11 protein-coding genes are annotated in these 12,850 nt (G+C 65.1%); 7 read left to right on the top strand and 4 right to left on the bottom strand.

What is annotated here, in order from left to right:
• Positions 1 to 217: 217 nt before the first annotated feature.
• Positions 218 to 1,549 carry a glycerate kinase type-2 family protein gene (locus tag NDI89_RS08400; RefSeq protein WP_277521081.1) on the top strand — a complete coding sequence of 444 codons (1,332 nt, stop codon included), beginning with the start codon at positions 218 to 220 and terminating at the stop codon, positions 1,547 to 1,549.
• On the opposite strand, the gene NDI89_RS08395 is transcribed toward NDI89_RS08400, so the two are convergent.
• Together NDI89_RS08395 and NDI89_RS08390 are read right to left on the bottom strand one after the other, a co-directional pair.
• Positions 1,546 to 2,907: a GntP family permease gene (locus tag NDI89_RS08395; protein ID WP_277521080.1), complete on the bottom strand. Its 1,362-nt coding sequence runs from the start codon at positions 2,905 to 2,907 to the stop codon at positions 1,546 to 1,548. The genes NDI89_RS08400 and NDI89_RS08395 overlap by 4 nt on opposite strands.
• 321 nt (positions 2,908 to 3,228) lie before the next feature.
• Complete coding sequence (locus NDI89_RS08390) at positions 3,229 to 4,062, bottom strand: amidohydrolase family protein (RefSeq protein WP_277521313.1); 834 nt, start codon at positions 4,060 to 4,062, stop codon at positions 3,229 to 3,231.
• 189 nt (positions 4,063 to 4,251) lie between these two features.
• Here NDI89_RS08390 and thsA point away from each other — a divergent pair, with 189 nt between their 5' ends.
• Positions 4,252 to 5,796, top strand: coding sequence for a thermosome subunit alpha (gene thsA, locus NDI89_RS08385; protein WP_277521312.1), 1,545 nt, complete (start codon positions 4,252 to 4,254; stop codon positions 5,794 to 5,796).
• A gap of 124 nt (positions 5,797 to 5,920) precedes the next feature.
• On the top strand, positions 5,921 to 6,292 hold the full coding sequence (locus NDI89_RS08380) for a HalOD1 output domain-containing protein (RefSeq protein ID WP_277521079.1): 372 nt from the start codon (positions 5,921 to 5,923) through the stop codon (positions 6,290 to 6,292).
• A gap of 41 nt (positions 6,293 to 6,333) precedes the next feature.
• On the opposite strand, the gene NDI89_RS08375 is transcribed toward NDI89_RS08380, so the two are convergent.
• Together NDI89_RS08375 and NDI89_RS08370 are read right to left on the bottom strand one after the other, a co-directional pair.
• Positions 6,334 to 7,176: an SAM hydrolase/SAM-dependent halogenase family protein gene (locus NDI89_RS08375; RefSeq protein WP_277521078.1), complete on the bottom strand. Its 843-nt coding sequence runs from the start codon at positions 7,174 to 7,176 to the stop codon at positions 6,334 to 6,336.
• A 91-nt stretch (positions 7,177 to 7,267) separates the two neighbouring features.
• Positions 7,268 to 7,786, bottom strand: a complete 519-nt coding sequence (locus NDI89_RS08370; RefSeq protein ID WP_277521077.1) for a nicotinamide-nucleotide adenylyltransferase — start codon at positions 7,784 to 7,786, stop codon at positions 7,268 to 7,270.
• 330 nt (positions 7,787 to 8,116) lie between these two features.
• Here NDI89_RS08370 and lonB point away from each other — a divergent pair, with 330 nt between their 5' ends.
• The 4 genes from lonB (at position 8,117) to NDI89_RS08350 (ending at position 12,739) form a co-directional block, all read left to right on the top strand.
• A complete protein-coding gene (gene lonB / locus NDI89_RS08365; protein ID WP_277521076.1) occupies positions 8,117 to 10,276 on the top strand; it encodes an ATP-dependent protease LonB in 2,160 nt (719 codons plus the stop codon).
• Complete coding sequence (locus tag NDI89_RS08360; RefSeq protein WP_277521075.1) at positions 10,277 to 11,314, top strand: CPBP family intramembrane glutamic endopeptidase; 1,038 nt, start codon at positions 10,277 to 10,279, stop codon at positions 11,312 to 11,314. It abuts the gene before it with no gap.
• Between the two features lie 86 nt (positions 11,315 to 11,400).
• Positions 11,401 to 11,745: a hypothetical protein gene (locus NDI89_RS08355; RefSeq protein WP_277521074.1), complete on the top strand. Its 345-nt coding sequence runs from the start codon at positions 11,401 to 11,403 to the stop codon at positions 11,743 to 11,745.
• Positions 11,746 to 12,040: 295 nt separating this feature from the next.
• Positions 12,041 to 12,739 carry a hypothetical protein gene (locus NDI89_RS08350; protein WP_277521073.1) on the top strand — a complete coding sequence of 233 codons (699 nt, stop codon included), beginning with the start codon at positions 12,041 to 12,043 and terminating at the stop codon, positions 12,737 to 12,739.
• Positions 12,740 to 12,850 lie beyond the last annotated feature (111 nt).

Below are 12,850 nucleotides of genomic sequence, written 5' to 3'. Positions count from 1 at the left end.
GTCGTTCAAGCACGACTGAGCTCGCAACCGACGGTGACTCACGGCGGTGGCCCGCGCTGTGTCGCGGGGACGCGATGGGATCCCCACACCGAATCCGCTAGTTTTAGCGTTTCCCGGAAGACCGCTCGTTTATGAAGGAGACGAGATCACGCCGTCGAATCACAGTCTCGAACGCTCGTTTCAGTCCCCTCTCAGGAGCAACAGCGGGTGATCGCACGTGATCGAGGATCGCGATCGCCTCGCGTCGACCGAGGCCCGCGACGTCGCGCTCGAGTGTATTGAGGCTGGTATCGAGGCCGGCCATCCCCGGACGGTCGTCCGAGACGCCGTGACGCTCGACGGTGACACCCTCCGAGTCGGCGACGCGACGTACGACCTTCGCGAGTACGAGGAGATCGTCGTCCTCGGCGGTGGCAACGCCGCAGCACACGTCGCCGTGGCCCTCGAGACGGTCCTGGGCGACCGGATCGATCGCGGAATCGTGGTCACGGACGACCCCGTCGAAACGGAACGTGTGACTGTCCGTGAGGGCGATCACCCGGTCCCGAGCGAGCGCGGCGTCGAGGGAACGCGAGCGCTGCTCGAGGCGGCCGAGACGGCGACCGAAGACACGCTCGTCCTCGCGGCGATCACCGGCGGCGGTAGCGCGCTCATGGCCGCGCCCGCGGGCGACGTCTCCCTCGCGGACCTCCAGTCGACCACCGATGCCCTACTCGCGAGCGGGGCCGACATCCACGAGATCAACGCGGTCCGCAAACACCTCTCGGCGCTGAAAGGCGGCCGGCTGGCGCGCCGTGTAGCCCCCGCGACGGTCGCCTCGTTGATCCTGAGCGACGTCGTGGGGAACGACCTGAGCGTGATCGCCAGCGGACCCGTCGCGCCCGACGAGTCGACCTTCGACGACGCGCTCGCAGTCCTCGAGCGGTACGAGATCGACGCGCCGGACGCCGTCGTGGACCGTCTCGAGCGAGGCGCAGCCGGCGAGATCGCCGAGACGCCGGAAGCCGACGATCCGGCGTTCGAGTCCGTCTCGAATCACGTCGTCGCCGACGGGATGACGGTGCTCGAGGCGGCTCGCGGCGCGGCGGCCGGGCGCGGCTACGAGACGCTCGTGCTCTCCTCGCGCGTTCGCGGCGAGGCCCGCGACGCGGCCACTACTCACGTCGCCATCGCGGAGGAGAGCAGAGCGACGGGCACGCCGGTCGAACCGCCGGCCGTGATCCTCTCGGGCGGCGAGACGACGGTCACGGTCCGGGGCGACGGGACGGGCGGGCCGAACCAGGAGTTCGCGACGAGCGCGGCGCTCGAGCTCGGGAGCGGACAGGACGTCGGGATTACCGTCGCCGCGGTCGATACCGACGGCATCGACGGTGCGACCGACGCGGCCGGCGGGGTGGCCGACTGGACGACCGTCGAAGACGCCGATGCGGCGCGTGCGGCCCTCGCCGACAACGACGTCTATCCGTATCTCGAGTCCCGAGACGGCCTGGTAGTCACGGGACCGACCGGGACGAATCTGAACGACCTGCGAGTGCTGGTCGTTCGTTAGAAGACGACTCCGGCGACGTTTCGGAGCACGACGATCCAGAGGATGCTCGAGACGCCGAGCACCAGCGTCGCGAGGGTCCAGGCCTGGTAGGCCGTCTCGGTCTCCATGTCGGAGAACTCCGTGATGATCCAGAAGTAGGAGTCGTTGGCGTGGCTGACGGTCATGCTGCCGGCCCCGATCGCGAGGACGGTGAACACCTGACCGATCTCGGTGTTCAGACCGAGCGAACCGAGTAGCGGCGCGATGAGGCTGGCCGTCGTCAGGATCGCGACCGTCGAGGAACCGAGCGCCGATTTCATCGCCGCGGCGACGACGAACGCGGCGAACAGGCCGATGCCGAGGCCGCCGAGCGTCTCGGTGATGAAGTTCTCGAGCGGCAGCGCGGAGAGGACTTCGCCGAACGCGCCGCCGGCACCGGTCACGGCGAGGATGACGGCGGCGTTCGTGATTCCGTCGGAGACCCACTCGTCCGTAACGCTGCTATCGAAGTCGGGAACGATCGCGAAGGCGATGAAGGCACCGACGAGCAGGGCGACCGCGGGGTCGCCGACGAACAGCAGCCAGCGCTGAAGCGTCCCGGTGATGAGTTCGGGGTTCTCGGCTTCGGGGTAGGCCGCGATCGAGCCGAGCGCGATGAGCGCGATCGGCACGAGCAGCGGCGCAAAGGAGGCCGCACGGGAGGGCATCGTTCCGTACTCGGCTTTGATCTCGTCGATCGTCATCTCCGGATCCGGATCGATGTGATAGTTCGAAGCGACCTTGTCGGCCCACGTCGCGGCGACGAAGACGATGGGGATACTGACGATGATACCGGCGAGCATGACGAGACCGATGTCTGCGCCGATGATCCCCGCGGCCGCGATCGGACCGGGCGTCGGCGGAACGAAGACGTGGGTGACGTACAGACCGCCGGCGAGCGCGACCCCGAGCGTCGACAGCGAGAGCCCGGAGCGCTGGGCGAGGGACCGGTTCAGTCCCGAGAGGATGACGAATCCGGAGTCACAGAACACGGGAATGCTGACGAAGCTCCCCGTGATCGCCATCACCTGGGTCGTGTACTCTTCACCGACGTAATCGAGGATCGTCTCCGCGATGACGATCGCAGCACCCGACCGCTCGAGGCAGGTGCCGATGATCGTCCCGGCGATGATTACGATCCCGATGTAGCCGAGAATGCCGCCGAACCCGTCGGTCACGAGCGACGCGACTTCGGCGGGGTCGAGCCCCGCGGCGAGACCGGTCAGGTACGCGGCGAGGAGCAATGCGAGAAACGCGTGAAGATCGAGTTTCGCCGTGGCGAGGATGATAAAGGCCACCGCCGCGGCGAGTAACAGTACTAGTGGAAATCCTTCGAGCATGCAGTCGGGCGTCGATCATAAAATATGATTAATGTAGCGATCTGTCGGTATTGTTGATATTGGAGATACGTGTTTTCGGTATATATTGGGCTCGAATCGTACGAACCGATATATATTGTCAATATAGATTATATTATTCCTTCAATAGTATTCTTCCGAACACGTGCCGTCGCGGCCGCCGACCGATCGCCGACCGCCGCTCGAGGGGAGCTTCGCGGGAGACGAGAGGGCATCGAACACGCCGGTCGCGAGCGGAGGCGTGTCGGTCCCGGCGGCGAGAATCGAATTGCGTCGCGGTCCGCCAGTGAAGCCCGATCGACCTCAGATCCGCCGGTCCGCGTGGACGGTGAGCGCCTCGACTACCCGACAGGCGTTCTTCGAGAACGCGCGCCGGAGCAGGTCCTCCGACACGTCGAGGGTCAGGATCTCCATGACCGCGACGTTGGGGTGGCAGGCGGGCGCGCCGCTGCCGAAGAAGACGCGATCGGGGTGCTCCATGAGCGCCCGCTCGAGCTGTTCGCGGTACCGAACGAAGCTCGTCTCGAGGTAGCAGTCGTCGTAGTCGTCGAGGAGGTCGATCAGTTCGTCCATGAGCGCCCGATTCAGCGGATGGCCGCCGAAGCGGCCGACGATAACGGGGAAGGATCGATCGAGAAGGGTCTCTTCGAGCGTCTCGGGCGGTGCGTCGGTGCCGCCGCGAACGATCACCGGGAGGTCGACGTCTTCGAGTGCTGTGAGGATATCGTCGTCCGGATAGCCGTCGACGGCGGGATCGAGAACGAACCCGTGAAACCGGTCGTCGTACGCGTATTTCTCGACGTCGCTCGGCGACGTGTGGTGTTCCTCGCGGCGACTGACCGCGTTGCGAAGCTTTCCAGTCGCGTTCCGGCCCGGTGTCTGGGTCCCGTTGATCCGGGCGAACGCCACGAACGGTCGGTCGACGCTGCGTCTGGCGACCCCGTTGTTCGGCGCGACGTAGCCGGTCCCCGGATCCGACGGCGGGAAGACGACCGATTTCGTGACCCCAGCCTGATGCATCTCCCGCTCGAGTCGGTCCGCCGTAATCGACGGTCCCCGATTTTCCCCACCGCCGTCGGTCGGCGGGAGCCGCGCCGAGATGTCGACGACGCGAAACCCGTGTTCCAGCTCCAGCATTCCCATCGGGGTGTTCCGGGTCGAGCCATATCTTGCTACCGGCTCTTTGCGACACCTTCCTGTGGGTCGTTCTCACACGCAATCGCAAGACGGAGCGGTGGTTGGAGGGAAAAGGTTATATAGAAGTGCTAACGACATAGGTAGTGAGGATCAACGATGGCACAACAGCGACGCATGGGTGGGCAGCCCATGTTCATTATGAGCGAGGACAGTCAACGAACGCAGGGTCGGGACGCGCAGTCGTCCAACATCATGGCCGGCAAGGCCGTGGCCGAGTCGGTACGCACCACGCTCGGACCCCGCGGAATGGACAAGATGCTCGTCGACTCCGGCGGGGACGTCGTCATCACGAACGACGGCGCGACCATTCTCAACGAGATGGACATCGAGCACCCCGCGGCCCAGATGATCGTCGAGGTCGCCGACTCCCAGGAAGAGGAGGTCGGTGACGGGACGACGACCGCGGCGGTGCTGGCGGGCAACCTGCTGGGCGAGGCCGAAGACCTCATCGAGCAGGACGTCCACGCGACGACGATCGTCGAAGGGTATCACGAGGCCGCCGAGATCGCCCTCGAGGCGATCGACGAGCAGGTCAACGAGGCCGACGTCGACGACGAGATCCTGCGGCAGGTCGCCGAGTCCTGTATGACCGGCAAGGGAACCGGCGGTCTCACCGCCGCGTCGCTGGCCGAGACGGTCGTCGAAGCGATCCGCCACGTCGACACCGGCGCGGGCGTCGCACGCGACAACGTCACCGTCCACACCCAGATCGGTGCGTCGTCGAACGCGACCGAACTCGTCCCCGGGATCATCGTCGACGAGGAGCCCGTCCACGACGGCATGCCCAGCGAGGTCGAGGACGCGTCGATCGCCATTCTGGACGTCGAACTCGGCGTCAGAACCGGCGACGTCGACGCAGAGTACGCCATCGACTCGATCGACCAGCTCAACGCCGCCATCGACGCCGAGGAAGGCGAGCTCGAGGGCTACGCCCAGACCGTCGCCGAGAGCGGGGCCGACGTCGTCTTCACTACCGAGGACGTCCACGACCGCGTCGCCAACGCGCTCGCCAACGAGGGCGTTCTCGTCTTCGAGGGACTGGGCGACAGCGACGCCCGTCAGGTCGCCTCCGCGACCGGCGCGCGCCGCGTCGGCGACCTCGACGACCTCGAGGAATCCGACTTCGGCTCGGCCGACCGGATCCACACCGAAACCTACGGCGACGACGACCTCGCGTTCGTCGAGGGCGGTCAGGCGGCCGAGACCGTCACCGTCTTCGTCCGCGGCGGTACCGAACACATCGTCGACGAACTCGAGCGCGCCATCGGCGACGCGCTCGACGTCGTCGCGACGGCGCTCGAGTCCGGCGAAGTCGTTCCGGGAGCCGGCGCGACCGAGATCGCGATCGCGGACAAGGTCCGCGAGGAAGCCGCGGGTATCGAGGGCCGCAAGCAACTCGCCGTGACGGCCTTCGCCGACGCGGTCGACATCGTCCCCCGGACCCTCGCCGCCAACACCGGCCGAGATCCCATCGACGTGCTGGTTGACCTCCGGTCCGCCCACGAGTCCGACGGTCGCGCCGGGCTGATCACCAAGGGCGACGAGGTCACGATCGACGATCCCTTCGAGCACGGCGTCGTCGACCCTGCCGACGTCAAGCGCGAAGCCGTCGAGAGCGCGACGGAAGCCGCCACGATGATCGCCCGCATCGACGACGTCATCGCCGCCGAATAACGTCGCTGTTCGCGGCAGTCGTTCTCTCTACCTGACTTTTTCGACCGATACCGCATCGATGTAGCGGTGAGCATGCCGCCCGGCCACCAATGCTAAGTGCTAACGCATATCAGTTTAATATATTATGTCCGGACCCGATCCGCGAGAGACTCTGACGGCGATCGGCGACACTGACGGTCGCACGGTCTACTACGACGAGGACCGGGGGACGTACCACACGTGGTGTGACGAGGGCGATTACGAACCGGTGAGTACGGCCCTCCTCATGACCGTCTCGTCGGTGCTCGGGGTCGAGCCGGACGATCTCGAGGCGCTCTCGGAGTGCGTCGAACCGGACGCGTTGAACGCGCTGTTCGTCCACTGGCGAGGCGACGAGCCCCGCATCGGCGACGGTTCGGTCTCCTTTACGTTCTCACAGTGTGCCGTGACGGTGCGGTCGGACGGTGAGATCGTGATCGATCCGACGCGACGGCACGTCGCGCCGACCGGCGGCTGACGGGTCCGGGTGAGAGCCCGACGTACGGCCACTCGTCCCCGTCAGTCACGGCCACTCCCGTCCGGCTCGAGGACGACCCGATCGCCGGGCTCGAGGCCGAACGCCTCGTCACCGCGCCCCCGATTGACGTCGAGTTCCACGTAGCCGTGACTCCCGACGGTCGCGAGTCGGTCGCCGACGGGAACGGCCGCGAACGTCTCCCCGACCGGGACGCGGTCGCCGTCGACCAGCACGCGCTCCCGTCCGTCGAGATACGAGCCGGGAACGTTCGTGATCGCGTTTCCGAACCCGTCGATCACCATGACTTCCCCCGTCGCCCGGTCGTCCTCGAGCGCGGGGACCGGGAGCTCGAGGTCGACGTCGATCGCGGCCGGTTCGAGCCACTCGAGCGAGGCGAGCGCGTCGATATCGGCCTCGTGAACCGCACCGGCGGCGGGCGCGAAGACGTCCCGTCCGTGGAACGTGTTACTCCGCGGAGCCTCCCCGTCGCTGGAAACCGTCGGGGAGTCCGTCGGCGTCGTCGGATCCGCGGGATCGAGCGCCCGCTCGTTGATCACGTACGTCTCGAGTCGATCCTCGTCGCCGCCTGCGAGCCGTCGGGCTGCCGGGACCAAGACGCCGTTGTCCGGGCCGACGAGCGCGTGGTCGCCCGCGCGGAGAACGATCGCCGCCCGGTCGGTGCCGACGCCGGGGTCGACGACGACGAGGTGGGTCGCGGGCGGGAAGTACGGTAATACTTCCCGGAGCCAGAAGGCGGCCGTTCGGACGTCCTGTCGGGGGAAATCGTGTGCGACGTCGACCAGTCGAGCGTCCGTCCGCTGCAACAGGACGCCCTTCATCGCCGCCGGATACGGCGTCCCGAAGTCGGATGCGAGCGTGATCATACGCGACCGTAGGCGGTGCTCGCTCAAAGACGGCGCGGACTCGAGCCATCGGCCGTCTCTCGTCGGGACCGATCGGTCGGATCTCGGCCGATCAGTTCTCGTTCGAATCCGAGTCGCTGACCATCTGAATGCGCTCGAGACCGCCGGTCTCGTCGACGACTTCGACGACGGCCTCCGGGACGAGCGACTCCCAGTCGCCGCCGGTGATCATCCGCTCGCGGACTTCCGATCCCTCGAGGACCTCGCGGTTGAACATCGGGGACTGGCGGATCTCGATCCCGGCCTCGCGGAAGAGTTGGATGACCAGCGGATTGTTCGAGTACGCGACGTCGAAGTCGGGGCTCATACTCTGGACGTGGCTCACCCACACGGAGTTCCGCTCTAAGTCCTCGATGGGGACGGCGTAGGTCACGAGATCGGAGTCGACGAGCGACTTCGTGATCATCATGATCCGCTCGCCCGCTGTAAACGGGTTCCGAACGGTGTGCGAGTCGTCGGCGCTCCCGATCCCGAGGACGAGTTCGTCGACGTCCTCGGCGATCTTCTCGACCATACTTCGGTGACCGTTGTGGAAGGGCTGAAAGCGACCGATGTAGAACCCCCGAGTCATAGCGGGAACTGCTCGGGCACAGCGCTTAAGCGTGGCGAGTTTCCCGCGATCCGATACGTCGGCACGCCGAGCGTCGGTAGTCGGGAGCTATTACCGCGCTCATCAGTCGACCGATGAGGTGTTCATTGCCACACTCGGACACCACGATTTCGACAGGTCAGGTGAGCGTATATTCCGACACTATCAACAACGTATTAAATAATCGAACGTTGTATCCTGAATCCTCCCGTCGACCGCTGTCTGTCCCGGTATCAGCAACTGACACCATCCTCCGCATGGAGAAAGTATATCAGTCGCAATCCCTTCGACTCAGGTACCGAACAGAGTTCTATGAGTAACGATACGAACGTTGACGACCCTCCCGAAGACGTCACGGACGCTCGCGAGGACGGCGAGTCCGCGGAGCGCTCCGAGCGTCAGGGAGACCGGTCGCCGCCCGAGGAAGACGGTGACCGTCGTCACGACGTCGACGATCCGATCGACGAGTTCGAGCCGACGTCCGAGGAGGAGGAGGACGAGGACATCGAGACCGTCGAGGACCTCGGTAGCACGGTCGAGGTCGATCCGGGGGTCGAAGTCGACGAGGAGATCGCCGAGGACGACCTCCTGGGCGGGCTCAAGATCGATTCGACGGAGGACATCGAAGTCCCCGATCGGCTCGTCGATCAGGTCATCGGCCAGGACGAGGCTCGAGATATCATCATCAAGGCAGCGAAGCAGCGTCGCCACGTCATGATGATCGGCTCGCCGGGGACCGGCAAGTCGATGCTGGCGAAGGCGATGAGCCAGCTGCTTCCGAAGGAGGACCTGCAGGACGTCCTGGTCTATCACAACCCCGACGACGGGAACGAGCCGAAAGTCCGGACCGTCCCCGCCGGGAAGGGCGAACAGATCATCGACGCCCACAAGGAAGAGGCCCGCAAGCGAAACCAGATGCGCTCGATCCTGATGTGGATCATCATCGCGGTCGTCATCGGCTACGCGATCCTCAGCCCCGCCAGCATCCTGCTCGGCGTCCTCGCGGCGGGGATCATCTGGCTGATCTTCCGCTACACCTCTCGCGGTTCGGACGCGATGGTGCCCAACATGATCGTCAACAACGGCGATCAGCGCGTCGCGCCCTTCGAGGACGCGACCGGTGCCCACGCCGGCGCGCTGCTGGGCGACGTCCGCCACGACCCCTTCCAGTCCGGCGGCATGGAGACCCCGAGCCACGACCGCGTCGAACCGGGCTCGATCCACAAGTCCAACAAGGGCGTGCTGTTCGTCGACGAGATCAACACGCTCGACATCCGGACCCAGCAGAAGCTGATGACGGCCATCCAGGAGGGCGAGTTCGCCATCACGGGCCAGTCCGAGCGCTCCTCGGGCGCGATGGTCCAGACCGAGCCCGTCCCCTGTGACTTCATCATGGTCGCCGCGGGCAACCTCGACGCCATGGAGAACATGCACCCCGCGCTCCGCAACCGGATCAAGGGGTACGGCTACGAGGTCTACATGGACGACACCATCGAGGACACCCCCGAGATGCGGCGCAAGTACGCCCGCTTCATCGCCCAGGAGGTCGAACGCGACGGTCGTCTGCCCCACTTCACCGACGACGCCGTCGAGGAAGTCATCCTCGAGGCCAAGCGCCGGTCGGGCCGGAAGAACCACCTCACGCTGCTGTTCCGCAGCCTCGGTGGCCTGGTCCGCGTCGCGGGCGACATCGCTCGCGCCGAAGACCGGGAGTACACGACCCGCGACGACGTCCTGCAGGCCAAGAAGCGGTCGCGCTCGATCGAGCAACAGCTCGCCGACGACTACATCGAGCGCCGCAAGGACTACGAACTGCAGGTCAACGAAGGCGGCGTCGAGGGTCGCGTCAACGGCCTCGCCGTCATGGGCGAAGACTCGGGCATTATGCTCCCCGTCATGGCCGAGATCGCCCCCGCACAGGGCGGCGGGCAGGTCATCGCCACCGGGAAGCTCCAGGAGATGGCCGAGGAATCGGTCCAGAACGTCTCCGCGATCATCAAGAAGTTCTCCGACGTCGATCTCTCGGAGAAGGACATCCACATCCAGTTCGTTCAGGCCGGGCAACAGGGCGTCGACGGCGACTCCGCCTCCATCACGGTGGCGACCGCCGTCATCAGCGCACTGGAGAACATTCCGGTCGACCAGTCGGTCGCGATGACCGGGTCGCTGTCGGTGCGCGGCGACGTGCTGCCGGTCGGCGGGGTCACCCACAAGATCGAAGCCGCCGCGAAGGCCGGCTGTACGAAGGTCATCATCCCCGAGGCGAACGAACAGGACGTGATGATCGAAGAGGAGTACGAGGAGATGATCGAGATCATCCCCTGTGCGAACATCAGCGAAGTTCTCGACGTCGCCCTGATGGGCGAACCGAAGAAGGACTCGCTGGTCGACCGGCTCAAGTCGATCACCGGCACGGCGTTCGACCAGGGCACCGTCGGCTCCGCCGGCGGATCGAACCCGAGCCCGCAGTAAATGCCCCAGTGGACGACGTTCGTCGGTCTCACGGGCGTCGTCCTCGTGTTGCTGCTCGTTCTATCGCATCTGACACAGTCCGCGTTTACCGACGGCGAACCCGACTCCGGCGACGGCGCCGGAGCGCGAACTGACCCGGCGGCCGCGGAGTCCGTCGACGAGGCGACCGGTCCGAGCCCGCGGGACGACGCGCCGTTCGATTCGGACGCGAACTCGATCGGGACGGAGCACGGTGCTCGGAGTGTCGACGCCGCCGATTCTCCCTCGAGCGCGAGCGACGACTCGAATTCGAGTACCCCGAATACCGCCACCGAGGTCCGGACGGGGGTCGACACCGACGCCTCGAGCGAGAGGCGTGATGGTGTCGTCGCGGACCCCGAGCGCCGACGGCCGGCCGACCGCGGCGTCGATCCGGACTCGCTGTCGACCGGGATGGTCCTCGCGAACGTCGCCTTCTCGCAGGGGCTGTTCGCGCTCGTCCTGCTCGGCGCAGCGGTCTATACGGCCATCCCGGCGTCGGCGCTGGGTCTCGAGTTCTCCGTCGACTATCTCCGGACGGGCCTAGTGTGGGGGACGGCCGCGGGGATCGCCCTCTACGTCGCGAACGAACTCGCCGCGGCGGCCGCGACCCATCTCGGCTTCGATCACGACGAGGCCCTCCGGGAACTGCTCTCCCCCGACTCGATCGGCGGGTGGCTCGTGCTGCTGGTGGGCGTCTTGCCGATCATCGCCGTCTTCGAGGAGTTCCTCTTCCGGGCGGCGCTGATCGGCGTCCCCGCCGCCGGCTTCGGCGTCTCGCCGTGGCTGCTCGCGATCGGTTCGTCCGTCGCCTTCGCCGTCGGCCACGGCATGCAGGGCTCGGTCGGCGTCGTCGTCACCGGCGCGCTGGGGTTCGTCCTCGCCGCCGTCTTCATCGTCACCGGGAGCTTCCTGGTCGTCGTCGTCGCCCACTACCTCGTGAACGCCCTCGAGTTCGTCGTCCACGAAGGCTTCGAGTTCGAGTGGGCCGAGGCCCTCGAACGGTATAGTCATCGGTGAAAGTCACTGCACTCCCGCTCGAGTGCGAGCGGTGCGTAAATCGTTTCAACGACTACTATAAGGGGCGGGCTCGAGTTCGTCGAGGCATGGACGTCTCCGCCGGCTCGACGGCTCGGTCTCGAGCGATCACGGCACTGATTCTGGGGTACTTCGTCGTACTGGCATACGCGACGATCACGAACGATCCGCTGGCGGCCACCGTCGTGGAACTGGGCTTCGGCGTCATCGCGATCGCCGTCGGGGCGATGCTGTACGGCCGGAGCGAGGGACCGCGGTCGGTGCTGACCGTCGGTGCGGGCTGTCTGATCGCGGGCGGCGTCCTCGCGTTCGTCGCCGTCGTTACGAGGTCGCTCGCGGTCGATACGCTGTCGTCGGTCCTCGTCTTCGCGGGGGTCGGCTGCTACGTCTATGCGGCGTGGCGCTCGAATTGAACGGCGGATCGCCGATTCTCTTCCCCTGCTCGGGTGGTAGGGCCCTTCTAGTCGCAACATCGTTTCACCGACCGATTGGAACCTGTCGCTATTCGATAACAATAATCCGACCACCTTGCTACGTCCGGACATATGTCTGATGGAAATGGTCATATATAGTTAGATTTGGGTTGGCTAAACACTGACAAAATAATGGCTGAATACGGAAGAGTACCGGTATATGTTGATTATTCGCGCTGTCTACCAGTCGGCCAAACTGTAACTAACAATATGATATACTGATGGCGAACCTGACATGGTGGACTCTACCAGACGAAAAATCCTCCTTGCCAGTAGCATAACTATCGGGTCGCTAAGTGGTTGCGTCGGTTCCGCACAAAACAATCTGAGCCAACAGGGTGATACGAACTGCGGTCCACCGGGACAGTTCGAATGTCCGGACGGCGAGTTACTCGCGGTACATGAATTCGATGGTTGCTCGGTTTCGCAAACGGAGGGCGATTGCGATATTGCCGTCGAGGTCGAGGAATCGGAAGACGGGAACGGGTCGTGTGACGCATTCGGTTTCAGCTGGGCGGTAGAAAACGACGACTGTACCGTGTCCCATATACGCGTATACGGGGGAAGTGACTGCGTAGACATCGACCAGGATAACGAAACCGACGGAGACGTTTCGACGGATTTGCAAGCCGGGCAAGGTGGTCAACAGGCTGGGATTTCCAATATCCGCTTCTGTGGGAATTTTGAGGAACCTGAGGAACCCGAAGAACCAGAAGAGCCAGAAGAGCCCGAAGAGCCAGAAGAGCCCGAAGAACCAGAAGAGCCAGAAGAGCCCGAAGAACCAGAAGAACCAGAAGAGCCCGAAGAACCAGAAGAACCAGAAGAGCCCGAAGAACCAGAAGAACCAGAAGAGCCCGAAGAACCAGAAGAACCGAACGCCAAAGAGAAGAAAAAGAAAAAGGCGAAGAAGGGATCGGAAGACGACGGCTACTGATCGGGCACCGAACGGGACGTGCTTCCCGATCGACTACTGACCGTCTTCGAGGGCGACCCAGAAGTCAGTGATCTCGGGTCCAGGTACTGCCCGAGCCTCGTGCCGTCATCC

It is taken from the genome of Natrinema salsiterrestre (genome assembly GCF_029502005.1).
In the GTDB taxonomy this organism is placed as follows: Archaea; Halobacteriota; Halobacteria; order Halobacteriales; family Natrialbaceae; genus Natrinema; species Natrinema salsiterrestre.
This window is presented reverse-complemented; position numbering and strand designations above follow the sequence as displayed.